The following is a 24,104-nucleotide window of genomic DNA, read 5'->3' as shown; positions in this document are numbered from 1 at the left end:
CGAAGGAAAAACATGAAAAAGCTAACAAGGCGGGAAGCGCTAATAGGTATTGCTGGATTAGCAGCAGCAACATCGGCGTGTGCCACGATACCGGAGGCGCCGGTTGGTGAGTTCGTCACGGTCGAAGGCATGCATTTCAAGCTGCGTGGGAAAACCTACCGGTTCGTCGGCGCAAATATATGGTACGGCGCCTATCTGGGCGCGCCGGCGGCTTTCGGCGATCGGGCGCGGTTGGCGAAGGAATTGGACGACATGAAAGCGCTGGGAATTACTAACCTGCGCGTCCTTGCCTCGTCTGAGCTGTCGCCGTTGAACAATTCGCTCGATCCTGCTTTCAGTTCGAAGACCCCGGGCCAATACAATCAGGATCTCCTGATCGGTCTTGACTACCTCCTCGCTGAGATGAGCAAGCGCGACATGAAGGCGGTTCTCTATCTCACCAACTTCTGGGAGTGGTCGGGCGGCATGATGGCCTATCTCGATTACACGACGGGGGCCTTCATCAACAACGGTGATCCGGCTCATCCCTGGCCGGCCTATGCCGACTATTCTTCGCGCTTCTACGCCAACGAGAAGGCCGTAGCGCTCTATCACGACTACACCCGCATGCTTCTGTCGCGTACCAACAGCGTGACGGGCAAAGCGTATGTCGAGGATCCCACTATCATGGCGTGGCAGTTGTCAAACGAGCCACGGTCGGGGGGTGGACCGGAAATCTCCGCTCAAAATATGCCTGTTTATCTGAAGTGGATTTCAGACACGGCTTCACTGATACGGTCGCTCGACAAGAACCACTTGGTTTCGCTTGGTCACGAGGGTTTGCAGGGGGCGGTGGGCAACGAGCAGTTTGTCATCGATGCGCACAAGGACATCGACTATCTGACAGCGCATATTTGGCCCCAGAACTGGAGTTGGGTGGACGGCAAAAACCTTGCCGGGACCTTTGATGCCGGTGCCGCAAAGGTCCGGAAGTATATCGACGACCACATTCGAATTGCGGAAAAAATCAAGAAGCCTCTGGTGTTCGAAGAGTTCGGTTTCCCCCGCGACGACACGGCTTATGAGCCGGGCACGCCGACCCTTTGGAAGGACAAGTTCTACTCCATGATCTATGGGGCCGTGGAAGACGCCCTTAAGACGGGTGGACCGGTCATGGGATCGAATTTTTGGGCGTGGGGCGGCGCTGGTCGCGCCCTGCACAAAGACTACCACATGCTCCGCGGCGAAACCGCTTACGTCGGCGATCCACCACACGAGCCTCAGGGGTGGTACAGTGTCTTCAACACGGACACGTCGACCCAAGCGCTGATCCGAAATCACGCAGCCGTTGTGAACGGACTGAACGTGCAATGATGGCGACGCGGCGCGACTTTGGTGGCCTGCTGATGGCCGGTGTCACCACGGCTGCGCTGCCCGCGGCACGCGACCGACCGTTCATCCTTGAGGGGCGCCTCGCCGAACTGAAGGATCGGTTGCGTGCAGGTTTTCCGGGCGTGACTTTGCATGCAAAGTGGCAGGGGCCCCGGTTGCTACTTCACACCGCAGGTACCAGCGATACGGTCTATCTGGACATTATCGTCGATGAGGGCGCACCACGCACGGTGCGCCTCAGTCGAGAGCGTCAGGTTGTTGAAGTATATAGTGGCCCGGGGGGGCCACACCGTGTCGAAATCCGCCGCCGCGGTGAAAGCTGGCAAGGTCAGTGGGACCTTTTTGATGTGGAGGCGCCGGATGGACGTTGGCTCGCACCCCCAATCCTACCGGCTCGAAAACTCATGTTTATTGGTGATTCCATCACGTGCGGCGAAGCTGCCGATGTCCGTCGTGAGGAAATTCACAATGACATAGCCCTCGCTAATGCCTACCTTTCCTTTGGAAAAGTCCTGGCGCGACATCTGAATGCCCAATGCCATCTGATCGCCGCTGGAGGGCGAGGACTGATGCGCGACTGGGAGGGGATTAATGACGACACTACGGCGCCGCGCTTCTATGAAAGAGCTTCGTTGGATGAAGCGCTAAATTGGGATCACCAGCGTTACGTACCTGACGCGATCGGTATCTGCCTAGGTACGAATGATTTTAGTAGCGGGATACCCGACGAGCGCGTCTTTATCTCTACCCTAGTCGCTTTTGTGGAGAAGGTACGTCGAGACGCGCCCAGTGCCGGAATCGTCCTTATCGACTCTCCCATACTTACCGACAAGGGTACGCCAAAACGTAGTGCGCTTCGCGCCTACCTGGACGGAGCGGCGAGACGATTGGCCGATCCAAGAGTGGTGCGGGCCGCAGTTGCGCACTACCCAGGGCGGCCCGTAAATGCCCATCCGGTCGCTGAAGAGCACGCCGCTATCGCCCAAGAGCTCGAGCCTGCGTTCAGTCGGCTGTTGGCTTGAATGATTGACTAGGTCGCCAGGTCGCTGAAGGTCTTTCTAAGCGCCTCCGGTCTATGCAAAAGGCGATTTTGAAAGACCAGCATTCCTGCGCCCATTGGTGCGGCGTCTGCCTCGGCAGCGGCTGCCCTGAAGGGCGCGATCGACGGTGCGTGGGGTATGACGCGGCCCATCAGGGCGTTCATTTGGTCGCAAATGCGGGCTATGACCACCCGAGGAAGTCGACCGCCTATGATGTGGACTTCTGGATCCAGCACGCAATTGATAACAGCGGCTGTCCCCAAAAGTTCACTCGCGGCGCGATCCGCCCATGAATCGAGTGCAGCAAGAAGATCTGGATCGTCTTTCATAAGGTCGTCGGGCGAGGCGACTTTGAAGCCCGTTGCCCATAGGTCGGCGTAAAGCGAATAGAGCGAAACTTTATCCTGAAGGATACTATCATTCCCTGGTTCGGCGAAAATTCCTCGACTGATGAAGGCAATCTCACCGCTCTTTGTATCGCCTCCCCTGTAGGGCTGTCCGTTGATGATGATGCCGCAACCGACGCCGGCGCTGATCAGGGTAAAGATGAAGTGCTGATGCATTCCTCTGCAGCCGAAATGCAATTCGCCGATCGCGGCCGCTGTTGCGTCGTTTTCCAGATATGCCGGCAGGCTAAAGGCGTCGGCGAAGAGCCGCCCAACATCGATTTGCGACCAGACTTCATAGACTGGCGGCTTATTGAGTAGAGGGATATGCCCTAACCGATCGGGAATTCCGATACCGATTCCTACCAGCCTGTCGGTGTTGAAAGTTTTCTCCTCTCTGATTTTATCGAGTTGGGTTTGAACAAAACTCAATACGTCCTCGGGCAGAGTGAAATGCGCCTCCAGGCTGGCGCGAAATCTCACATCGCCTGCGAGGTCGATCGCGAGCATCGTGACATGGTCCCGGTCGATATTCACCCCTAAGGCGAAGGCACCGTCTGGATCGATCACAAACTTGGTCGCTGGTTGCCCGCGACCGCCAAGGACTCTGCCAGCCTTCATTATTAAGCCGTCGCTCAGGAGGCGGGCGGTAATGTTTGCGACCGCGGGGGCGGTAAGGCCGGTGATGTTCGTCAGTTCGCTACGGGTTGTCGCCGTATTCGAACGAATAGCCTGAAGGACGACCCGCTGGTTATGGTCGCTTGCTCGCGTCAAGTTCGTGCCAGACAAATCGCCCATTGCCAGCAACGGTCTGGCGGAAGGCGCGTTCATGGTGGAGCCATTAATAGAGGGTGATAGTCGAATCCAGGCGCGCGAACTGGTCGTTCTCAGGCGCCCGCAAAAGTTGGGACTTCGGGCGCGAGCGCGGTACCCTGTCGCCACAGATAGGCCGCGCCGCGAACGCCGGACGTATCGCCCCAACGGGCTGGGACCAACTTGGCCTCCCAGTGGTCAGAAAAGACATATGAATTTACGTAAGCTGGAAGGCGTTCGTACAGTTCAGCGACGTTCGAAAGTCCGCCGCCGAAGACAAAGGCGTCCGGATCGAACAGGTTGGTAATGGCCGCCACCGTCCGCCCAAGGCGCGATAGCAGTCGCTCGAACGCCTCGATGGCGCCTTGATCGCCCTCACGCATGAGTGTGATGATCTCTTCGGACTTCAAAGCCCTTCCTGTTTGGGCCTGGAAATCGCGCGCGAAACCAGTGCCTGACACCCAAGTTTCGATGCATCCACGCTGACCGCACCAGCAGGCAGGGCCTGGCGTTTCATCCGAGGCAGGCCATGGGAGGCTCATATGGCCGATTTCGCCGGCGAGCCCATTGGCGCCGTCTATGAGGCGTTGCCCGGCCACCAATCCGCCACCGCAGCCTGTGCCGATAATAATCGCCGCCACGCTGTGGCAGCCTGCAGCGGCGCCATCCATAGCCTCGGAAAGTGCTAGACAGTTGGCATCGTTTGTAAGGCGCACAGGTCGTTCCAAGGCGACCTCGAGATCGTCTCGAAACGCGCGACCGTTCAACCAAGTGGCGTTGGAATTACGTATGATCCCCGTACGCGGTGACGGGGAGCCAGGCGCGCCAATGCCTATGCCCGGAACCTGTACTGAGCGCATCCCTGCACTGATGCGCGCCTGGTGCTCAACGCTTTCGACCAACTCCCGTATCGTCACAATGGCCGCGTCATACGACCCCGGATTCGGACGCCGTTCACGGGCAAGATATTGCCCGTTCTCGTCAAGCGCTGCCGCCTCAATCTTGGTCCCACCGAAATCTATGCCGATATAAAGCATGCTTCCTCCGCCCTTTTTTCAACCCCCGGATCGGGCGTCACTTTGAATAACGAACAACCTATAATAATATTAAAGGAATTTGAAATAATTATTATTCGCCTGCTTAATTTTGTGAAAGCGGAGCCCCGTGGCTCCAGATTCTCAGCAGTCGGGCAACCATGCCGTCGATGCCCGATCCATGGAATCGGCATGCGTTCGTCAAACGAAAGCGCAAGCTCCGGCAGGGGGGAGTCCTTGGAGGCGGCAGCGTTTTGGGTTTGGTAGGCAATCCCATGCTAGGCTCTTGCCGGACTACCGGTGCGAAAAGTAGTTGTTGCGACGGCAAATTAGTCCGTGCACAAACGTGGCACAGCCGTTCGGGAGCCGCCTATAATGCCTTTGGGCACGCAAAAAAGATCAATTGTCAGTTTTACGGGAACGAACCTTGAGCGGGCAGGCGACCATAACCAGCGTGTTGTGTTGCAGACGATTCGCACGCACGGGCCGGTGACCCGAAGCGAGTTAGCGTCTCTCACCGGTTTAACGCATCAGTCCATAGTCAACATAACCCGTAGACTTTTGGAGGATGGGCTTATCAAGGACGAGGGGGCCCTTAAAGGCACCAGGGGGCAGCCAGCCGCTCGATTGGCCGTAGAGTCATCTGGAGCCTATACGCTTGGACTCAATATTGACCGGGACCACTTGACCTTTGTTGTGATGGATTTGGCGGGCCAGGTGCTGCGCCGGGTCTACGCACGTCAGCGTTTCGCCCTTCCGAATGACGTCATTGGCTTTTTGGGCCAAGAGATTGCAAAGCTCTACGCCGATCGCGTTGTCCCGCGCAAGCGGGTGCTTGGACTAGGGATTGCGATTCCCGAACGTCTCGCTGGCGTCGACGTTGCAGAACGACCTGCCAATTACGACGTTTGGCAGTCGCTTGACGTTGTTGAAACGTTCTCCGAAGCTTTGGGCCTGTCAGTCTATGTTGAGAATGACGCAACATCCGCAGCAATCGGCGAACTGCAGTTCGGGCAGGGCCTGACGCAAAAAAGCTTTGTGTACACACTGATTAGTGCGGGCGTGGGGTGCGGTCTTGTCATCGAGGGGCAGCCGTACGCCGGCGGACTGACTCATGCTGGAGAAATTGGAAACATCCCGATACCTGACAAGGACGGCCATCCCAGAACTCTTTGGGACGTCCTGTCGCTGTTCGCATTCTACGATGAGCTCGGCCGACGCGGCGTGGTGCTCACTGATGCAGCCGATATTCTGGAGGATGACGAGGCTACGATCGCGGGTGTCGATGCATGGATCGAGGAAGCTGTCACACATATGATTGCCCCGTTCTTGGCAGTGACCTATATCTTGAGCCCAGAATCGCTAGTCATTGGTGGCCAGTTGCCGGGATTTGTCATTCGCAGACTCTGTGACCGGCTAAACGAGCGGCTGGAGAATTTCAAACGCAACATCCCACTCACTCCCTTCCGGCCATCGACCGTATCGATCGATGCCGCCGCCATGGGCGCAGCCGTTCTCGTCTTGCAAAAAGCGCTTTTGCCGACACCGGAAGCAATGATCAAATAACGCTGATATTTCCTTGCTTATTTATTAAAACAATTTTATTTAATGATTGTTGAGATAAAAAAGTTAGGGGAACAGGCATTGCTGGGCTTGATAGACCGTCGAACTGCATACGAGCGTCTTGTTTCGCGGGCTAATGAGCCTCTTGAAGCGGGTAATGGCATCTATGACCGTTGGAAGCATCCCGTAATAACAGCGGGGCATGTGCCATTGGAGTGGCGCTTCGACCTCAATCCGTCGACCAATCCATTTATGATGGAGCGATTGGGTATCAATGCCACCTTCAATGCCGGCGCCATGTTGTGGCAGGGAAAGTATATTGTCGTTGTCCGCGTCGAGGGCAATGACCGCAAGTCTTTCTTTGCGATTGCTGAGAGCGATAACGGCGTAGACAACTTTCGCTTCTGGCCGCGCCCAGTGGTGTTGCCGCAGACAGATGAGCCGGACACCAATGTCTACGATATGCGCCTTACGCAGCACGAGGACGGGTGGATTTACGGCCTGTTCTGCACCGAGCGCAAGGACCTCACCCAGCCCAATGACCTGTCGGCCGCGGTCGCGCAATGCGGCATTGCCCGCACCAAGGACCTTGTCACCTGGGAACGCCTGCCGGACCTGAAGACGAACTCGGGCCAGCAGCGCAATGTCGTGCTGCACCCCGAGTTTGTCGATGGCAAATATGCCCTCTATACCCGCCCGCAGGATGGCTTCATCAGCGTCGGCTCGGGCGGCGGCATCGGCTGGGGCCTGTGCGGCGACATGACCAATGCAGTTATCGACAGTGAAGTCATTGTCGACAACAAGGCCTATCACACCATCAAGGAACTGAAGAACGGTCAGGGCCCGGCGCCGATCAAGACGCCGGAAGGCTGGTTGCATCTGGCCCACGGCGTGCGCAATACGGCCGCAGGGCTGCGCTATGTCCTCTACATGTTCATGACCGATCTGAATAAGCCATGGATCGTGACACTTACACCAGGCGGTCATTTCATCGCACCGGAAGGGGAGGAGCGTGTTGGCGACGTTTCCAATGTCACCTTCGCGAACGGCTGGATTGAAGATAACGGTAAGATTTTCATCTACTACGCCTCTTCCGACACACGCCTGCATGTGGCGACCTCAAGCGTGGCCCAGCTCGTCGATTATTGCAAGAATACGCCAGCCGACCCGCTGACATCGGCAGCCTGTGTCCAGCAGCGCATCGACCTCATCGAAGCGAACGAAGCGTTCGTGCGGGATGCTGGGTAATGGCTGATACCTTGGCCATGAGCCTCCAACATGAGACCCGCCAGGAAGCATTCGCCATTTCGCATTGGTGGCAGACACACGTGCCCGATGACGGGAATGGATTCTGGGGTGAGATCGCTGCCGATGGGGCGCCAGTGAAGGATGCCCCGCGCGCCGTCATCCTCTATACGCGCCTGCTGTGGTTTTTCAGCGCCATGGCCAGCTACCTTGACTCATCCGAAGCGCTGGAACTGGCGCACCGGGCCGCTGCCTACATTCGCGATCGCTTTGTCGATCCCGACCATGGTGGCCTTTACTGGTTATTGGATGCGAAGGGCCAGGTCGTCGATGCCAAGAAGCAGGGTTATGCCCAGGCCTTCGGTATCTATGCCTTTGCCGAGTATTATCGTATCACCCAGGATCCGGCTGCCCTGGACATGGCACGCCGGCTGCAGCGCGAGATCGAGGAGCGCTTCTGGGAACCGGAACACGGCGGTTATATTGAAGCCTTGAGCGCCGTCTGGCTGCCGCGTGACGACCAGCGTCTGTCCGACAAGGACATCGATGCTCCTAAGACGATGAACACCCATCTCCATATCGTCGAGGCCTACACGCACCTGCACCGGGTGGCGCCAGACGACTTGAGTCACGCCGCCCTCTATCGCGCGCTGGACATATTCGCCGACCGCTTTGTCGATCCGCAAACCCATCACCTCCGCCTGTTCTACGATCTCGACTGGAGCGACCGGACGCACGCGGTCAGCTATGGCCACGACATTGAAGCCAGCTGGCTGATGTGGGAGGCCGCGGCCGTTCTGAGCGAACCTGCGCTGACGGCGCGGGTGAAGCCGCTTGTCATCGGCCTGGCCGAAGCGACGCTGAAAGACGGCGTCATGCTGGACGGCAGCATCGCCTATGAACAGGACTTTGACGGCCGTCTCGACCCCGCCGGCGAATGGTGGGGCCAGGCCGAAGCCATGGTCGGTTTCGTCAACGCTTGGGAATTGACCGGCAATCGCGCATATCTCGACGCCACAGAGAAGCTGTGGCGGGTGCTGAAGGCGCAGTTCGGCGCAGGAGGGAGTTCGGAGTGGACATGGTACGCCAAGGATGCGTGTCGTCCGCCCCAGGTGAGGGCCGGACAATGGAAGTGCCCGTATCACAACGGCCGAGCTATGATCGAACTTGACGAACGCCTGAGCCGGATACGGACGTAACAACAAGTGCTTGCCAAAAGAGCAGGCAAGGGGAAACGCAAATGACGCATCCAGCAATTGGATTAGCGCCGATCGATCTGGCCATTGTCGCCGGATATATCCTCGTGACGATTGCGCTCGGCTTCTGGGTGGCCAAGCTGTCTTCAGGCAACCTGTCCAACTACTTCCTCGCCGGCAACAAGCTGCCGTGGTGGGTGCTGGGCCTGTCCAATGCTTCGGGCATGTTCGATGTCGGCGGGACGATGTGGATGGTCGGTCTGCTGGTCGTCTATGGCCTGAAGTCGGTCTTCATTCCGTGGCTGTGGCCGGTGTTCAATCAGATATTCCTGATGGTTTTCCTCGCCATCTGGCTGAGGCGGTCGGGAAAGCTGACCGGCGCCGAATGGATCACCTTCCGCTTCGGTGACGGTCTGGGTGCGCGTGCCTCGCACCTGATCAATGTCGTCTTTGCGCTCATCATGGTCGTCGGCATGCTGGCCTTCGGTTTCTTAGGGATAGGCAAGCTGGCGGCGGAGTTCAGTCCGTGGCACCTATCGCCGGATCCTTTGATAAACGAGAAGATTTACGGGCTCATCATTGTGGCGCTGACGACCGTCTATTCGGTCAAGGGCGGCATGTATTCGGTCGTCATGACGGAGATCCTGCAGTTCTTCATCAAGCTCATCGTTTGTTTCGCCATCGCCTGGATGGCCATGACCATGGTGACGCCGGAGATGCTCAAGGCCGCGGTGCCGGCCGGCTGGAATGAGATTGGCTTCGGCTGGACGCTCGGTCTCGACTGGCAGGGCGTGGCCGACGCCGCCACACCCGAGAACAAGGTGGTGGCGACCTCGGCCATCAAGACCATCGACATCGAAGGTCATTCGCTGTTTGCCATCTTCATGGGGCTGATGATCTTCCAGGGCTTCTTCAAGGCCATGGCCGGGCCGGCGCCCAACTACGACATGCAGCGCCTGTTGTCGGCCAAGTCACCGACCGAAGCCGCCAAGGTGTCTGGCTTCGTCAACCTGGTCCTGCTGTTCCCGCGCTATCTAATGATCGCTGGCATGGCGGTCCTGGCGCTTGTCTTTATAGGGCCCTACTGGACCCAGCTGCAGGCCGAGGCTGTCGCCGCCGGAAAGCCATTCTCTGGCGACTTCGACGCTATCCTGCCGTGGGTGGTGCATGAATTCATGCCGCCAGGCCTCTTGGGGATTACCCTCGCTGGCCTGCTGTCAGCCTTCATGGCGACCTATTCGGCCTCGCTCAATGCGGCGCCCGCCTATGTCGTCAACGATATCTACCGCAAGTACTTCAGGCCGGAGGCCGACCAGAAGACGCTGGTCCGCCTGAGCTATCTCACCTCGTTCCTGTTCGCCGTCATTGCCGCCTTCATCGGCTGGCAGCTGAACTCGATCAACGATATCATCACCTGGATCACGACGGGCCTCTATGGCGGGTATACGGTCGCCAATGTCGTCAAATGGTACTGGTGGCGGCTCAATGGCACGGGCTATGCCGCCTCGATGGCGCTGGGTGTTGTCGCGGCTATGTGGATGGCGATCTACAAGGATCCAGTGACGGGCGCGGGCATCGATGGCCTTGCTGCCTTCCCGTGGCTGTTCCTGGCCTGTCTCGCGGTGGCTGTTATCGGCTCGCTGGTCACCAAACCGACCGACATGGCGACGCTGAAGGAATTTTATCAGAAGACGCGCCCATGGGGCTTCTGGGGTCCGGTCTTGGAGGCTTTGCGCCAGGATCAGCCTGACGCCCAGCCCAACAAGAACTTCGGCATCGACATGATCAATGTGCTGATCGGCATCGTCTGGCAGACGTCACTGACGGCTTCAGCCATCTTCCTGGTCATTCAGGAGATGGAGAAGTTCTGGCTGACAGCGGGGCTGGCGGTTGCCTGTACGCTGGTGCTCAAGTTCAGCTGGTGGGATCGCCTGCGGGATGCGCCGGAATCATAAGCCAAATTTTCTCGGTAGGGCGAGGCTACTCATCAGTAAAGTTAGAGGAGGCGTTTATGGCGATTACCAAGCGACAGGTGATGGCGGGTTTGGTGTGCGTCGCGGCTACAGCAAGCATTGGCCGCGAAGCGATGGCCGAAACCCGTAGTCGGCCGCTCAGCAACCCAAATGCTTCAGGCCGCTCCCAAGCGCTCTATGACTATCTCTGGGACATATGGGGCCAAAAAACTCTCACCGGTCAGCAGGAGTCGATGTGGGTGAGCGGTCCCCAACACGAACTCGACTACATCGAGCGAGTGTCGGGAAAGCTGCCGGCAATCCTTGGGTTGGACTATATTCACCCTCAGGACAATACAAACGTGAATGCACGCGCTATTGCGTGGTACAAGCGCGGCGGCATCCCATCAATTTGTTGGCACTGGGGAAATCCGCTCAAAGGCCCTGGCTATGAGAGTTCCAAGACCCGATTTGACGTGGTTGCAGCACTTGTCTCAGGTTCGCCTGAAAATAGGGCCATGATGCGGGACATGGCTACCATCGCGGATTTGCTGACCGAGATTCGAGACGCCGATGTGCCCGTCTTGTGGCGACCTTTCCATGAGTTTACGGGCGACTGGTTTTGGTGGGGCATGCATGGAGGCGAAACGTTTAGGCGCCTCTGGATCCTGATGTACGATTACTTCACCCATGAGCGTGGTTTGAACAACTTGATCTGGGTATTGGGTTATACCAAGGACCCCAGCTCAGATTACTTTCCCGGGATGCAGTATGTTGATATCGCTGCGGCGGACAACTACGTTGATCATACAGGCCCACAAAAGGACATGTTCGACCGCGTTGTTGCAGTCAGCGGCCAAACATTGCCAATCGCCTTGCATGAAAACGGTCCAATCCCAGACCCCGATCAACTTGGCCCGTCCGGCGCGCAATGGCTCTGGTTTCTGACGTGGCACTCACAATGGATTACCTCCGACAAGTTCAATACCGCTAAGCACGTAAAAGCGGTGTATAACTCAGATCGTTATATCACCCTCGACGAGTTGCCCGATCTGAGGGAATACAAGAGACAGTGAGAGCCTGCGGCAACCAAGTGCTGCGGAGTGCCGGCGCCCTTACCGAATTAATCACATTGTCTGGCGATCTCGCGCGCATAAGTCTCAAGATTGGCACAACGCCTTAGCGAAGCGCGCGTTCCTCAATTCTCGAGCTGGCGCGGCAAAAAGCCGTGTTCAAAAGAAGTGGGTCGATTGCTACGTAGGCTGCGTCTTGCACTGTGGGATTAGGCTTGGGAAAGCTATCGTAGGGTTGGCCAGCGGGTGAAAACAGATGCCGACGGCGTCGTTGAGCTGCATGCAGACACAATTTCAGCCGCCCGCATCCTCTCGTCGAACATGGTCGCGCCGGGTAGTGGGCATCTCTTGGAAGATAGCGTCGCGCGGTGACAGCGCGTTGACTTCTGTCCAGGTTCCTTTCCGCAATTGACGCTGTCTCACCGTTTCGCCGGCAGATAGCCCTGTTCGATCAGGAATCGGTCAATCGCCTCATAAGCCTCTGCCTGTACCGCCTGATCAGGCTTTGGAAAACCGTCATCGGGGTGACCCGCAGGTGTGAACAGGTGTCCGACATCGTCATAGACATGCAGGACGGATACATTGCCAGCCGCCAGCATACGCTCCTGGAATTTTGTAACTCCAGCCAGTGGCGTCACCGTGTCTGTCCGCCCCGTCACCATGACCGTCGGTGGCAAGCCAGGCCGGACGTGTTCGGCCGGCGAAAAATCCTCGATCTTCGTCCCCGGCGGAAAAAGCGCACGGAAATGATTGTCTTCGACAACGGAGACGGCCGGCGACACCAAGGCCAGCAGGTCCGGGCTTTGTGTCTTGTCGGTCGCGAAGACCGCTGCCGACGCGGCCAGATGCGCGCCTGCCGACCAGCCAAGCGCCGCAACCCGGGTCGGATCGATATTGAATTCCTTAGCGTGGGCCCGCGTCCAGTCAATGGCAGCCCTGGCATCATCAATGGCTTCGGCCGGAGAGGCAGTCTTCTGATCCGACAGGCGGTACTGTGCGACGATCGTCACCATGCCCTTGCAGGCAAAGCGATCGGTCAGCCAGAAGGACCACGACGGATCACCCATGACCCAGCCGCCGCCATGGAAGATGACAATGGCCGGTCGCGGCTTTCCTTTGGTGCCGGGAGGCGAAAAAACGTGCGTTTTCAATGGGCCGTTGGGCGCCTGGCTAAAAACATGCTCGCTTTTGTCGAGCTTGCAGCCGTCCTGTGCCTGTGCAGCCAGGGGCAATGCTATGGCCGATACCGACAGCACAGTTGCCGTCACCAGGTTATGCACAGTTGCCTCCCTCTATGTTTTTACAACGGCTACCAGATCGCGGGAACTGTGACAACGAAGTCGGCATTTGGGATCAAGCACGAAATCCGTTACCATGTCCTCTTCGGAGCGAAAATCGCAAACCGGTACCTTGGAAGTTCCATTTCCGCAAATGGCGCGTTTCGTCTAACGAACGACGTAGTATCTCCTCAATCACTTGGGCTTAATGTTAGTGGTAAGTACGTGGAGAGATGCTCCGATGACCATTGAAAGCTTCGTCATTCAGCGCTTTTATGAATTAGCGAAAGAGGCAGAACGTATAGATTCTGAGGCGTTTGATCAGCCAGTTGAGCCTGCATTTGACTCAGTTCTTGAATTTGTCCTGGAACACCCAGAATCTAGAGCAGCTTTTGCGGCTGCCTTCCTTGAGATAGCAAAAAATCCAGACAAAGGCCCGCCAGATCTCATTCAATACTGCATGCATGTGTTACGGTGGGAGGAAGTGCGCCGGTTTATTGTTTCTTGGTTGCAAACCGAGCCCAGCGAACGCGTCAGGCATGTACTTAGAAAATACGTGCGATCATTTGACGATGAGTGGGATGGTGCTGTTTTTTATGATCGATTTTCGTAAGTTCTCCGACAGCGATGTATAAGTAACAAGCGGACCCGACACCTTCTGAGGAATGCGACTTGGGCTTCCGCTTCTCGGATGAAATGGCAGTACTGCGACAGTCGCCATTCTGATTCCAGTTTTGGCGCAAACCGGCCCGGCCACCTAGCACCAACGGAGTATTCGCGACACAATCCTGCTATGACGTGCTATCGCCGCTTAAGCTCTCCATCGGACACGCATCATGACGTTAGATACGAAACACCTCTTGTCCATCGGATTTTGCGTGGCCGCGCTCTTGGGGCTGTCCGGCTGCGACAAGCCCCCGCCTGCCAGCACGTTGAATATAGGCTCGTCATGCGTTTCGCTTGACAAGCTCAAGGTTAGCGGCCGCGTGCTCAATGCCGACAAGAAGGGTGCCCTGCTGTTCCTCGCGCCCGGAAAGGACGGCCAGGGCATGGCTAGAGGCGATCAGGACAACGCTTACAGATATTATCTGCTGCCGCTCAGTGAAGCCGCTTCAAAGGACTTTGAAGGCATCACCCAAGCCTATGCGGGTGATGCAGTCATCGAAGACCTGGCCGGCTTTCGGCAAAAATACACCATCGCCGGGCTGCACATCTCACCGGATACCCATCTTGGCCCGCGCAAGATGTACTACCTAAAGGCCGACAACGCCCTGTACAGCTGTGAGCCCGTCCGGTGCTACGTCCAGTTCCCGTATAAGGGCATGCTAGTCGAGGTGAATACCGGGCGGCTCGTTGGCCCTTCGCTGCTGCCATCCGCTGAAGCCTCGGCGAGCGCGTCTGCGTCCGTCGCGCTGACTGAAACTCAAACCAGCGAAGACATTCCGGCGATTGTCAAAAAGGCCAAGGCGTTGCTGGACAGTCTGGCCTGCTGATCTGACAGTCTTCACGTCTTCCGCATTTGGGATAAAGCTGCCGCGCGGCTACCCGCGCTGTCGCACAAAAGCGGACGTCGACGAATGTTCAGTTAGTGCCGTATTCCTCCTATCCAATCGATTTTGAATTTCGCCCGGATCAGGATATGGAAACTCAAATCTTGCAGGGCAGAAACATGGATCAGGAACAAGACATTACTTCGATTGTCGTCGACATCGTCACCGCGTATGTCGGCAAAAACTCGTTGCCGGCGGCAGAGCTACCCGCATTGATTTCGTGTGTCCACAAATCCTTGACAGGGCTTACTTCGACCGTCCTAGCGCCGGCAGAAGCGAAAAGAGAACCTGCCGTTGCGATCAAGAAATCTATTAGCAACGACTACATTGTCTGCCTTGAAGACGGCTTAAAATTCAAATCGTTGAAGCGACATCTTCGCACTAAATATAATATATCGCCCGAAGAATATCGTGCCAAATGGAACCTCCCCAAGGACTATCCGATGGTCGCTCCATCTTATGCAGCAGCGCGGTCAAACCTTGCCAAAAAGATGGGTTTAGGCAGCGGTGGCCGAAGTGCGGCAAAGCCGGGAAGAGCGAAAGCCAAGGCCTGATAGCTAACGAGCGTTAATAAAATTGAGAAGAGGGGGCCCTATCTCTCCACTCGGCAGCCCATCTACCAGATGCATCACACCGCCAAAATCAGCCGCTCTGATATCGAAGTCGGCGCCGCAATACTCATTTCGGGCAACAGTCTGCAAAGCGGGGTTCTCGGCGAACTGTCGCAAAATGTGACGACAAGCAAGCAATTGAAGTTATTGGAATATTTTTCGCTATTGTTTCTTAAGGCACTGAAATTGCTGAGTATCCGGGTCTGGTGATCCTGCGTTAATGGTACGGGTTCGGTTCGACTGCCCGTAGGATGGAAAGTTACCAGGCATTCAGCCTTCACGGCAGCGAGAAGGCTTGAGCTATGCCGCGACTATTTCACGCGAATACATCTGATAGTAATTTGGCTTCGATAACGATGCCGGCAGGGGTCTGCTAACCGGCACTCTTTTGCGCTTTAAGGCATATTTCCCACTCGGTTGGCCGAACTAACAGCGGGGCCGAGCAGTGCTCATCGGTTAGAGTTAACGCTTAGGCGAATTGCCCACCGGAATTGCCGCCGGCGGGCAGTTCGCGACTGGCGTCACTCGGCTGGTTCCATGGATCGGCTCATCTCCCGACAACTCTGGGCACAGCGACGGCAAAGTTCAGCGCATTTCATCATCATATCGCCGCCTACCTGTTCGCATGACCGGGCGCACGCCTCGCAAACTTCTGCGCAAGCGGCACACTCGGCTGCATGAAGGCTCGAACCTCGGGTCATGAAGTCTGCGGCGGTCTGGCATGCTTGGATGCAATCCATCATTAGGATGACATGGGCTTGGGCAACGTGTTTGCCACCCATCTCCAGGCAGTGTTGTGTCAATGTCTCCTGGCACTCGGTTCGGCACTCCCAGCATAGCTGGATGCAGTCCTTCATCTTGGGATCATAGTGGTGCATTGGGACCTCCTTTGGTCGGGTCGGTTTGGATGCCCCCCAAGATCAATCAGGTGAGGCTAGAGCGCAGTTGCTGCAGTTCCGCTATCTCCTTGGTCTGTTTGTCGATGATCATTTGCGCCTGGCTTTTGACCGAAGCGTTTTGCGCTTTGCTCAATGCGTCGCGAGACAGGTCGATGGCACCCTGATGGTGCTTGATCGTCATGTCGATCACATGGACATCATGTCCAGTTCCCTTCCACGATGCCATCATGGTCATGTCCATGGGTTCCATGCCGGGCAACGAGCGATTAATGGCCTTCGGCGCCTTCTTGTCTACGGAGTCGCGCAGTGCCTGAAGTTTCGGCGTCTCCGTTTTCTGTTCCTGTATGGCCTTTTCAAGGATTGCCTTCAATTCCGGAGAGCTGATCTTGGGAAGGCTCATCTGGAACATGTGGATCCCTTCTTTGTGGTGCTGCGCCATAGAGTCCAGAAATTGAACGTCGTAGGGCGCGTGCTCGGCGTGCGGAGAGGTTTTTACTGCTTCCATCTTACCGGGCTCATGGGCGACGGCCGGAAAAGAACAGGCGAGAGTGATCGCAATTGCAGCAGAGAAGAGGAATCGTTGCATGGGGTTGGCTCACTGTTTGACACAAAGGTCGGGTTCAAGTGGTCGGAATTCTGGCACAGTGTGAGGAAAGGATTGAATTAGAAGCTTAGTTTAAATTGCAAAAAATGAGTAAAACTAGTGTATTGAAAACAGGACGTAAATATCCACCGTCCGGTTGTAGGTCGGGAAAAGAGTATTGGAAATGTTTGTACGCGTAACAAGCTTTACAATGCGCCGGCCGGTGGCTCAAGTAAGCCTAGAAAACCGACAAGAACGAGCACGCAGAAACCAAGTACTGTTTCGAACAAAAGACTGGACTTCAGATGAGCAAGCGCGGGAGCTGTCTGGGTGGTGCCGAACGAAGCCTTCAGACCCGGAGTGAGCCTGAAACGGTTTACGCCCGCCAGAGCGACCATGCCGGCAAACGCCAGAGTCTTTATCCCCAGAACCCAACCATAGCTCGATGTAACCAACCCTGTAATTTGTGATGGGCCAACGATGAATACCGTGTTGACGACGCCGGTAATGACAAGGGCTGAGACAACCATGGAGCCTGTCCTTGAGAACCCATGCAAGGCTGAATAAAGGGCGACGTTCGCTTCGTCGGAGTCGGACGGCCTGAAGAGAAGCATTAGGAAACAGACAAGGGCACCGATCCAGACACCCGCGGCAACCGCGTGCACGATGTCGCTCAGGAGGTGGACCCAGGCCCACGGACCTTGGGAGGCCGCGCCGTGACCTGTCCACGCAAAGCTCGCCAAGATCAACAGGCCCAAGGCAATGGACGCAAACCAAAGCGCTCGCGAAGGTCGCATTAGTAGGGCGAGCCCCAAAGCTGCCGCGGCCAATGTGGCTCTGATGATGATGGCCAGGCCCCAATGGGTTGCGGTGAGAACGACCTCAATCGCCGGCCAGTCGAGCTGAGCAAGGGCTATTCCATTCATCATTGCTGACTGAAGTATTAGCGAAAGTACTGCGCCGAACAGTAAGAGGGCCGACGAACCGATCGGCAGCAGCCGCGACCAGCGCATATCGCTGGCCGCTATCGCGCCCGATCTCGGCAGGGCTGTCAGGTAAAACAGCGGCGCACCAAACATGATGGAGGCGCCCGCGTATTGTATGAACCGCGCAAGCCCTGCGTCGATCATCGCCCTTGTCCTATTTGACCGTGAAGCTGTAGTCGCCGGTCATCCGATGTCCGTCTGCCGCCACTGCGTGCCATTTCACCTTGTAGACACCGGGCGCCAGCGGCTTATCGACTTTCGCGATAAGCATCAGGCCGCTCTTGTCGACCTGCGGATTTAAGGCGAGAGTCTTGCCGTCCGGTCCGGTCACTTCAAAACCGGAGAGCTTCGCCGCTACCTTTTCGTTGAAGTGAACCATGATGGACTTCGGCGAGGCGCCGACGGAATTTGCGGCCGGCATGGCCATTTGCATCTTGGCGTGCGCCAGGACCGGGGTGGCCGCGAGGGTGCCGGCGAGAAGCGCAACCGAGAGGGCAAAGCACTTGATGAAATTCATTGATTTTTCCTTTCAGGCTCAGAACAGCAGGCGAATGCCGGCTTTTAAGGTTGTGGATTGAGTGTGTTCGCCGCGCGCGCGGGCGTAATCTGCTGTCTCACCAAACGACTGCTGGTAGGACAGGTCGACATAGGGCGCGAACTTGCGGCTAAATTCATAGCGGGCTTGAATGCCGACTTGAGCCGTCGTCAGCCCGGTTCCTAGGCCAAGCGCAGGGTCTTTCTTCGCACTGAGGTTTGCCTCGGCGTATGGCTGAACGATCAGCCGGTTGGTGAGAAGCCACTCGTTTTCCTGGCGCAAGCGAGCGCTCAGGGCGCCGTCGTCGCGGAGGAACAGGTGGGCTTCGGTTTCGAAGAAGTAGGGCGCGAGACCCGTAAAGCCGGCGGCCAGGTAGGTGTGCCCGTCGTCGTCTGGCAAGAAATCTTGCCGAAGCCCGATCTGAGCATCCCAATAGGTCGATATGTTCCGGCTATAAAGCGCCCACAACTCTGCTTCCTCAACATCTCCCTCCTCGATGTGGCCTTCGCTTTTCAGCCAAAGCTTGTTGGTGTCGGTGCCGACCCAGCCGTCAATATCCCAACCCGCCACATCGTGGCCACCGCGCGATTTGCCCAGATCGGTCTCCAGCCTAACCGCGTGGAACGTCTGGCCACCATGTTCGTGGGCCAACTTTTCCTCTTCGGAATCGGCGGCAAGCGCCGAAACCGGCATGGCGGCAAGCGCGAAGGCGAACAGTAGGCCTTTAGTGGTGATCATGATGGCCTCCCTGCGTCGTGTTGGTCTTAGCCTTTGGCTTCGGCTTTACCGACGTAGCCCTTTTAGGTGCGGGCTTCGGTTTCGCCTTTGTGGTCGCCGCGTTTTGTGGAGCCGCGAGCGCGGGAGCACCGTGAGTCGAGTGGTCGTTCGCCTCGGCTTCTGACTGCGTCGCGCCATGGCTGGAATGGTCGCCGGCCGGCGGTGCGCTACCTGAGCCCGGTTCTCCGTGGCTCTGATGGTCGGCAGCGGCCGGCGGCGCCTTTGTGCCATGCTGTGAATGATCCATGTCGGACATGTTGTGTCCAGCGTGAGGATCGTTTGCGGCTGGCGACTGTGAGGGCGTGTCTCCCATATCGTGGCCGGAATGGTCCATGCCCGACATGGAACCGTGCGCCGAGTGATCCATGGCTGCCGGGGCCGGATCGGACGGTGGCAGCTCCACGACCTCACCAGGCTGAGCCACGATGACCTTGGCCATCATACCGGCTGCCATGTGGTAGAGGAGATGGCAGTGGATGGGCCATTCACCCGCTTCATTGGCGGTGAGGATGACGGACACAGTCTGGCCTGGCGGAACGATGATCGTGTGCTTATTGGGCATCTTTCCGGCGTCCTGACCGTTCTCCACCTGCGTGAACATGCCGTGCAGGTGGATCGGATGAGCCATCATCGTTTCGTTGACGTATGAGATCCGGACCCGCTCATTGTAACCGATCTTGATCCCTTTCATAGGGTCGAACACGGTCCCGTTCATGGTCCAGATATATCGCTCCATGTTGCCGCCGAGGCGCACCGTAATGTCACGGGTTGGTTCGCGGGTATCGGCTTGGCTGGTGAGGTATTTGAGGTCGGCATAAGCTAGGATCTTCGTGCCCTCCGGTGCGAACGACTTGGCCCATCCGCTCTCCGTTTCCATGTCGCTCATATCCATGTTTGGATCGTCGCGCATCATGACGTCCATATTCATGTCGGCCATGGTCAGCAGGGCACGCGGACGCGCGGCGGGCACCGCACCCTTCATGCCCTCGCGCGGCGCCAGGGTGCCGATGGCGAAGCCCTCACGGTCGATCGATTCCGCTGCGATAGTGTAGGCTTGGTCGTCCTTCGGCTCGACGATGACATCGTAAGTTTCGGCGTTACCGAACCGGAACTCGTCGACCTCAACGGGTTCGACGGGCTGCCCGTCTGCCGCTACGACCGTCATCTTCAGTCCGGGAATACGCACGTCAAAGATGGTCATGGCCGAGGCATTGATGAAGCGGAGGCGCACGCGCTCGCCCGGCTTGAAGATGCCCGTCCAGTTCTGGTCGTTGCTGAGACCGTTGACCAGGAAGTGATAGCCGTTTACATCGGCCAAGTCGGTCGGGAGCATTCGCATCTTGCCCCACGCCGCCGCGTCCTTCACGGCCTTGCCAAATCCCTTATCGCTTACGTCGCGGAAAAAATCCCCGACAGTGCGGCGGTGGGTTTGGTAGTAGTCCGAAGACTTCTTCAGGTTCTTCAAAATGTCGTCAGCGTCCTCCTTGGAGAAGTCGGACAACAGGACGACGTAGTCGCGGTCGGATCTGACAGGATCAGCCGCGGCCGGTTCAATGACCATGCCCGCATAGAGGCCGTCCTGCTCCTGAGTGGTCGTATGCGAGTGATACCAGTAGGTGCCCGCTTGCCTGATCGGAAACCGATAGGTGAAGGTCTGGCCCGGTCGAATGGCCTTGAAGCCATTGAAGCCTGGGATGCCGTCCATGTTCCCGGGCAGGATCAGACCGTGCCAGTGAATCGATGTGTCTTCGCGCAGCTTGTTGGTGACGTGGATGACGGCTTCGTCGCCTTCCATGAAACGGAGGACGGGACCGGGAATGGAGCCGTTCAAGGTTATCTTCTTGAGCGGCTGGCCGGTGATCCGGACCTCTTGGCGATCGATGGTGAGATTGTATTCTAGGGTTTCGGCGAGCGCGGCATAAGGCAATAATGCCAGTGCCGACACGCCGAACACCCAGCTGGACAGGTGTTTCATTGCGTTGATCCAATTGCAGACAGTATTAGGCGTGCGCGGGCAGGCGCGCATGCCGGGAGTCAGGCCAATGGAATCAGGCTCGAGGCGGTCGTTTGAGCGTGTCGTCGAGATAATCCGGGAGAATAGATTCCTCTGGCGCGGCGATGATGGCCTTGCCATGGGAGACAAGGTCGGAAAAGTCCGCGACGAGGCCAGGTAGGGTGGCCGGGCAGTGACTGAGGGGGCATTTGCACCCGACGTCGCAACAGTCGCCCTTATGTCCGCCGTCATGTGTTTTGGCCTCTTCGGCGGCTTGGGCCGCAGCGGCCATGGTATTTGCACAATCCTCGTCCATCGCGCTCATATCCATGTCGCGCGTCGCCGCTTCGGATGCGGGACCCTGGGTCATGGCATGGGCATGCAGAGGCGACGATATCGTCACAAAGACGAAAATCATTCCCATCAGCAGTCTGGTTAAAACCTTTGCCATGCGAGGCCCAATATCGCGGTTCGAGTTAAAATTATATAGGAAGAGTTGTCGCAGTTGGCGAGTGGGATTGTTAAAGCTTGGTCGATCGAATGCGCAGGCTGTTCGCGATCACCGACACCGAACTCAGCGCCATCGCCGCCGAGGCGATGATCGGCGAAAGCAGCAGACCAAAGCTTGGATAAAGGAGCCCGGCCGCAATCGGGATACCGATCACATTGTAGCCGAAGGCGAAAAGCAGGTTTTGTCGAATGTTTCGCATTACCGCGCGCGACAGGGCGTGGGCCTTTGCAATGCCTCCAAGGTCTCCCTTGATGAGCGTCACGCCGGCACTTTCCATGGCGATATCCGTTCCGTTTCCCATGGCGATGCCTACAGTCGCCGCCGCCAGAGCGGGCGCGTCATTGACGCCGTCCCCCGCCATCGCAACCTTGCGGCCCTGGGCGATAAGCGTTTCAATAACCTCGGCCTTCTGGTTCGGCAAAACATCCGCCCGCACCTCGTCGATACCGAGGGTGCGCGCCACCGCCTTTGCTGTTGCCTCATTGTCGCCGGTCAGCATGACGACCTTGATATCGCGGGCGTGCAGTGCATGCAGCGCGTCTCTGGTTGACGGCTTGACAGGATCGGCGACGGAAATCACGCCGGCAGGTTTTCCTGCGACCGTTATGTAGACAACGGTTTGGCCTTGTTCCCGCAATGGACGCGCGAGCGCAAGCAGTGCCTGGCTTTCTCCTGTAAGCGCCGTGTTGCCGAGCGCCACGTCTAGGTCGTCTACCAACCCTGTGACACCTTTTCCGGTCGGAGAGTCGAAATTCTGGACGGGCACCAGCGCGATGCCGCGTTTCTTCGCACCGGCCACGATCGCCATGGCAATGGGATGTTCGCTCACGGCCTCGATCGATGCCGCAAGGGTCAGCAGTCGTTCTTCCGAAAGGTCGCCGGCGCTCTTGACTTCGATCAGCTTGGGGCGGCCTTCCGTAAGCGTACCGGTCTTGTCGAAAACAAGGGTGTCGACGCTCTCGAATGCTTCCAGTGCGGCGGCGTCTCGGATCAGTATGCCTGCGCTTGCCGCGCGGCCTGTCCCTGCCATGATCGACATGGGCGTCGCCAGTCCAAGGGCGCACGGACAGGCGATAATGAGAACGGCGATGGCGTTCAGCAGGGCGTGCCCAAGTCTTGGCTCCGGGCCCCACAACATCCAACCGGCAAAGGTCAGGGCTGCGATAACGATTACGGCGGGAACGAACCAGCCCGAGACCTGGTCGGCCAAACGCTGTATCGGAGCGCGGGAACGCTGGGCCTGGCCAACACGGGCAACGATCTGCGCAAGCAGGGTGTCGTTGCCGACGCGGGTCGCACGCATGACGAAGGTCCCGGTCTGATTGACGGTGGCGCCGGTGACCTTGGCGCCGGCGGCCTTGGATTGTGGCATCGGTTCGCCGGTCAGCATCGACTCGTCGACGTGGCTTGAACCCTCGACAACTTCGCCGTCGGTAGGGATTTTTTCGCCGGGCCGGACGCGAAGATGGTCGCCGACGACGACGTGATCCAGTGGAACCGTTTCTTCAACGTCGCCTTGGACACGGTGCGCAGTGGCGGGGGCCAGTTTGAGGAGGGCGCGGATGGCGTCGCCAGTCTGGGCTCGCGCCTTCAATTCGAGGACCTGCCCGACAAGAACGAGCGTCGTGATGACGGCTGCGGCCTCGAAATAGACATCAGGGCCCATGCCCGTCAGATCGGGAAATGCCTGTGGCACAAGCGTTGCGACGACCGAATAGGCCCATGCCACCAGGACGCCAATCGCTATCAGGGTGAACATGTTCAGTTGACGCGACACGATGGACGCCCAGCCGCGCGATATGAATGGCCAGCCACACCAGAGCGCCACAGGCGTCGCGAGGATAAGCTGAAGCCATAAAGAGACGGTCATGGGCACAATTCGGCCAAGTCCGAAGTGCATGCCCATAGCGAGGATAGCCACGGGAACGCTTAGAGCCGTGGCAATCCACATCCGTTGGGTCATATCCTTTAGTTCGTGTTGTTCACCAGTCTCTAGCGTCACGGTTTCGGGCTCAAGTGCCATGCCGCAGATGGGACAGGAGCCTGGGCCGTTCTGCTTGATTTGCGGATGCATCGGGCAGGTGTAGATGACGCTCTCGCCCGCCTTGGGCGTTGCGGCAGACCTGCTGCGTTGGGGCGCCTTATGATGATGGCGGCCGCCATGGCCGCCAGGGTCAGCGCCCACAACACCTTCGCCGGCCATCTCTTTGTGGTCTTGCTGGTGATGATCATGACCAGCATGGTGCTGGCCACCATGACCACCATGACCATCATGGCCACCATGGCCATCATGACCATGATGGTCGTCATGCGCGATATTGGGCTGCCCGGGATTTCTCGCAGCAGGACGATGCCCCGTAATTGTCGGCTTCTCGTTTTCGTTCATCTCGGCCTCCGGTCATCGGAATGGACTGGCGTTTCGCCGTGTTCAGACGTCGCAGTTATTGACCCCGGGCGATTCGATTTGTGGAACGACGTCGAAGCCGGCCGCTCTGATTGCTGCAGTGACGTCGTCTTCATTTGCCTGGGTCGTTACATCGACACGGCGGTCAACGACGTCCGCGTCGACGACGGCGGTCGGGTCTATGGATTGCACGGCCTTGGTAACACCGCGGACGCAGCCGCCGCACGTCATGTTCTCAATAAACAGTCGCATGAGCCTTCTCCTTGATTTCGCTCAATTGGGAATGTGGGGCTTCCCATCGTTGG

At 57.6% G+C, this 24,104-nt stretch carries 22 protein-coding genes; 10 read left to right on the top strand and 12 right to left on the bottom strand.

What is annotated here, in order from left to right:
* Positions 1 to 12: 12 nt before the first annotated feature.
* Both J2X24_RS15340 and J2X24_RS15335 read left to right on the top strand, forming a co-directional pair.
* Positions 13 to 1,353 carry a glycoside hydrolase 5 family protein gene (locus tag J2X24_RS15340; RefSeq protein WP_209723543.1) on the top strand — a complete coding sequence of 447 codons (1,341 nt, stop codon included), beginning with the start codon at positions 13 to 15 and terminating at the stop codon, positions 1,351 to 1,353.
* Positions 1,350 to 2,393: a GDSL-type esterase/lipase family protein gene (locus tag J2X24_RS15335; RefSeq protein ID WP_209723540.1), complete on the top strand. Its 1,044-nt coding sequence runs from the start codon at positions 1,350 to 1,352 to the stop codon at positions 2,391 to 2,393. Before J2X24_RS15340 ends, J2X24_RS15335 begins: the two co-directional genes overlap by 4 nt.
* A gap of 8 nt (positions 2,394 to 2,401) precedes the next feature.
* On the opposite strand, the gene J2X24_RS15330 is transcribed toward J2X24_RS15335, so the two are convergent.
* Both J2X24_RS15330 and J2X24_RS15325 read right to left on the bottom strand, forming a co-directional pair.
* Entirely contained in the window at positions 2,402 to 3,628 is a 1,227-nt protein-coding gene (locus J2X24_RS15330) for an ROK family protein (protein ID WP_209723537.1), read from the bottom strand.
* Positions 3,629 to 3,684: 56 nt separating this feature from the next.
* Positions 3,685 to 4,647: an ROK family protein gene (locus J2X24_RS15325; RefSeq protein WP_209723535.1), complete on the bottom strand. Its 963-nt coding sequence runs from the start codon at positions 4,645 to 4,647 to the stop codon at positions 3,685 to 3,687.
* A 372-nt stretch (positions 4,648 to 5,019) separates the two neighbouring features.
* Between J2X24_RS15325 and J2X24_RS15320 the strand changes: the two genes are divergently transcribed.
* The 5 genes from J2X24_RS15320 (at position 5,020) to J2X24_RS15300 (ending at position 11,676) form a co-directional block, all read left to right on the top strand.
* Entirely contained in the window at positions 5,020 to 6,210 is a 1,191-nt protein-coding gene (locus tag J2X24_RS15320; protein WP_209723532.1) for an ROK family transcriptional regulator, read from the top strand.
* 201 nt (positions 6,211 to 6,411) lie between these two features.
* Positions 6,412 to 7,455: a glycoside hydrolase family 130 protein gene (locus J2X24_RS15315; RefSeq protein WP_310004100.1), complete on the top strand. Its 1,044-nt coding sequence runs from the start codon at positions 6,412 to 6,414 to the stop codon at positions 7,453 to 7,455.
* Positions 7,455 to 8,651, top strand: coding sequence for an AGE family epimerase/isomerase (locus tag J2X24_RS15310; RefSeq protein ID WP_245344728.1), 1,197 nt, complete (start codon positions 7,455 to 7,457; stop codon positions 8,649 to 8,651). Before J2X24_RS15315 ends, J2X24_RS15310 begins: the two co-directional genes overlap by 1 nt.
* Positions 8,652 to 8,692: 41 nt before the next feature.
* Positions 8,693 to 10,603, top strand: a complete 1,911-nt coding sequence (locus J2X24_RS15305) for a sodium:solute symporter family protein (RefSeq protein ID WP_209723526.1) — start codon at positions 8,693 to 8,695, stop codon at positions 10,601 to 10,603.
* A 56-nt stretch (positions 10,604 to 10,659) separates the two neighbouring features.
* Complete coding sequence (locus tag J2X24_RS15300; protein WP_245344727.1) at positions 10,660 to 11,676, top strand: glycosyl hydrolase; 1,017 nt, start codon at positions 10,660 to 10,662, stop codon at positions 11,674 to 11,676.
* Positions 11,677 to 12,092: 416 nt separating this feature from the next.
* Here J2X24_RS15300 and J2X24_RS15295 read toward each other — a convergent pair whose 3' ends face one another.
* Complete coding sequence (locus J2X24_RS15295; protein WP_209723523.1) at positions 12,093 to 12,953, bottom strand: alpha/beta hydrolase; 861 nt, start codon at positions 12,951 to 12,953, stop codon at positions 12,093 to 12,095.
* A gap of 238 nt (positions 12,954 to 13,191) precedes the next feature.
* On the opposite strand from J2X24_RS15295, the gene J2X24_RS15290 reads away from it, so the two are divergent.
* From J2X24_RS15290 to J2X24_RS15280, 3 genes are all read left to right on the top strand, one after another.
* Positions 13,192 to 13,563 (top strand): hypothetical protein, encoded by a 372-nt coding sequence (locus J2X24_RS15290; RefSeq protein ID WP_209723520.1) that lies wholly within the window; start codon positions 13,192 to 13,194, stop codon positions 13,561 to 13,563.
* A gap of 223 nt (positions 13,564 to 13,786) precedes the next feature.
* On the top strand, positions 13,787 to 14,443 hold the full coding sequence (locus J2X24_RS15285) for a hypothetical protein (RefSeq protein WP_209723516.1): 657 nt from the start codon (positions 13,787 to 13,789) through the stop codon (positions 14,441 to 14,443).
* A gap of 146 nt (positions 14,444 to 14,589) precedes the next feature.
* Positions 14,590 to 15,054: a Ros/MucR family transcriptional regulator gene (locus J2X24_RS15280; RefSeq protein ID WP_404977833.1), complete on the top strand. Its 465-nt coding sequence runs from the start codon at positions 14,590 to 14,592 to the stop codon at positions 15,052 to 15,054.
* Between the two features lie 578 nt (positions 15,055 to 15,632).
* Here the strand turns inward: J2X24_RS15280 and J2X24_RS22970 are convergent.
* The 9 genes from J2X24_RS22970 to J2X24_RS15240 form a co-directional block, all read right to left on the bottom strand.
* Complete coding sequence (locus tag J2X24_RS22970; RefSeq protein WP_483415020.1) at positions 15,633 to 15,968, bottom strand: four-helix bundle copper-binding protein; 336 nt, start codon at positions 15,966 to 15,968, stop codon at positions 15,633 to 15,635.
* Between the two features lie 67 nt (positions 15,969 to 16,035).
* Positions 16,036 to 16,596 (bottom strand): DUF305 domain-containing protein, encoded by a 561-nt coding sequence (locus J2X24_RS15275; RefSeq protein WP_209723513.1) that lies wholly within the window; start codon positions 16,594 to 16,596, stop codon positions 16,036 to 16,038.
* A 203-nt stretch (positions 16,597 to 16,799) separates the two neighbouring features.
* Positions 16,800 to 17,723, bottom strand: coding sequence for a copper homeostasis membrane protein CopD (gene copD, locus J2X24_RS15270; protein ID WP_209723509.1), 924 nt, complete (start codon positions 17,721 to 17,723; stop codon positions 16,800 to 16,802).
* A 10-nt stretch (positions 17,724 to 17,733) separates the two neighbouring features.
* Positions 17,734 to 18,096 (bottom strand): copper homeostasis periplasmic binding protein CopC, encoded by a 363-nt coding sequence (gene copC / locus J2X24_RS15265; RefSeq protein ID WP_209723506.1) that lies wholly within the window; start codon positions 18,094 to 18,096, stop codon positions 17,734 to 17,736.
* 18 nt (positions 18,097 to 18,114) lie between these two features.
* Complete coding sequence (locus tag J2X24_RS15260) at positions 18,115 to 18,852, bottom strand: copper resistance protein B (protein ID WP_209723502.1); 738 nt, start codon at positions 18,850 to 18,852, stop codon at positions 18,115 to 18,117.
* A complete protein-coding gene (locus J2X24_RS15255) occupies positions 18,839 to 20,866 on the bottom strand; it encodes a copper resistance system multicopper oxidase (RefSeq protein WP_209723500.1) in 2,028 nt (675 codons plus the stop codon). Before J2X24_RS15255 ends, J2X24_RS15260 begins: the two co-directional genes overlap by 14 nt.
* 73 nt (positions 20,867 to 20,939) lie before the next feature.
* On the bottom strand, positions 20,940 to 21,335 hold the full coding sequence (locus J2X24_RS15250) for a hypothetical protein (RefSeq protein WP_209723498.1): 396 nt from the start codon (positions 21,333 to 21,335) through the stop codon (positions 20,940 to 20,942).
* A gap of 70 nt (positions 21,336 to 21,405) precedes the next feature.
* The gene (locus tag J2X24_RS15245; RefSeq protein WP_281064963.1) at positions 21,406 to 23,781 is read right to left on the bottom strand and encodes a copper-transporting P-type ATPase; all 2,376 of its coding nucleotides are present in this window, start codon (positions 23,779 to 23,781) and stop codon (positions 21,406 to 21,408) included.
* Positions 23,782 to 23,823: 42 nt separating this feature from the next.
* The gene (locus J2X24_RS15240; RefSeq protein WP_209723495.1) at positions 23,824 to 24,051 is read right to left on the bottom strand and encodes a heavy-metal-associated domain-containing protein; all 228 of its coding nucleotides are present in this window, start codon (positions 24,049 to 24,051) and stop codon (positions 23,824 to 23,826) included.
* Positions 24,052 to 24,104: the final 53 nt, after the last annotated feature.

The organism is Asticcacaulis solisilvae (assembly GCF_017875235.1).
GTDB classification, from domain to species: Bacteria; Pseudomonadota; Alphaproteobacteria; order Caulobacterales; family Caulobacteraceae; genus Asticcacaulis; species Asticcacaulis solisilvae_A.
Note: the sequence above shows the minus strand (reverse complement) of the source record. Positions and strands in the feature narration are given on the sequence as shown.

Coding starts and splice junctions, on each gene's coding strand:
- J2X24_RS15290 (WP_209723520.1), top strand. CDS start 13,192: ATGACCATTGAAAGCTTCGTCATTCAGCGCTTTTATGAATTAGCGAAA.
- J2X24_RS15285 (WP_209723516.1), top strand. CDS start 13,787: ATGACGTTAGATACGAAACACCTCTTGTCCATCGGATTTTGCGTGGCC.
- J2X24_RS15245 (WP_281064963.1), bottom strand. CDS start 23,781: ATGAACGAAAACGAGAAGCCGACAATTACGGGGCATCGTCCTGCTGCG.
- J2X24_RS15240 (WP_209723495.1), bottom strand. CDS start 24,051: ATGCGACTGTTTATTGAGAACATGACGTGCGGCGGCTGCGTCCGCGGT.
- copD (WP_209723509.1), bottom strand. CDS start 17,723: ATGATCGACGCAGGGCTTGCGCGGTTCATACAATACGCGGGCGCCTCC.
- J2X24_RS15325 (WP_209723535.1), bottom strand. CDS start 4,647: ATGCTTTATATCGGCATAGATTTCGGTGGGACCAAGATTGAGGCGGCA.
- J2X24_RS22970 (WP_483415020.1), bottom strand. CDS start 15,968: ATGAAGGACTGCATCCAGCTATGCTGGGAGTGCCGAACCGAGTGCCAG.
- J2X24_RS15275 (WP_209723513.1), bottom strand. CDS start 16,596: ATGCAACGATTCCTCTTCTCTGCTGCAATTGCGATCACTCTCGCCTGT.
- J2X24_RS15310 (WP_245344728.1), top strand. CDS start 7,455: ATGGCTGATACCTTGGCCATGAGCCTCCAACATGAGACCCGCCAGGAA.
- J2X24_RS15300 (WP_245344727.1), top strand. CDS start 10,660: ATGGCGATTACCAAGCGACAGGTGATGGCGGGTTTGGTGTGCGTCGCG.
- J2X24_RS15255 (WP_209723500.1), bottom strand. CDS start 20,866: ATGAAACACCTGTCCAGCTGGGTGTTCGGCGTGTCGGCACTGGCATTA.
- J2X24_RS15330 (WP_209723537.1), bottom strand. CDS start 3,628: ATGAACGCGCCTTCCGCCAGACCGTTGCTGGCAATGGGCGATTTGTCT.
- J2X24_RS15280 (WP_404977833.1), top strand. CDS start 14,590: ATGGAAACTCAAATCTTGCAGGGCAGAAACATGGATCAGGAACAAGAC.
- J2X24_RS15335 (WP_209723540.1), top strand. CDS start 1,350: ATGATGGCGACGCGGCGCGACTTTGGTGGCCTGCTGATGGCCGGTGTC.
- J2X24_RS15340 (WP_209723543.1), top strand. CDS start 13: ATGAAAAAGCTAACAAGGCGGGAAGCGCTAATAGGTATTGCTGGATTA.
- J2X24_RS15250 (WP_209723498.1), bottom strand. CDS start 21,335: ATGGCAAAGGTTTTAACCAGACTGCTGATGGGAATGATTTTCGTCTTT.
- copC (WP_209723506.1), bottom strand. CDS start 18,096: ATGAATTTCATCAAGTGCTTTGCCCTCTCGGTTGCGCTTCTCGCCGGC.
- J2X24_RS15305 (WP_209723526.1), top strand. CDS start 8,693: ATGACGCATCCAGCAATTGGATTAGCGCCGATCGATCTGGCCATTGTC.
- J2X24_RS15320 (WP_209723532.1), top strand. CDS start 5,020: ATGCCTTTGGGCACGCAAAAAAGATCAATTGTCAGTTTTACGGGAACG.
- J2X24_RS15260 (WP_209723502.1), bottom strand. CDS start 18,852: ATGATCACCACTAAAGGCCTACTGTTCGCCTTCGCGCTTGCCGCCATG.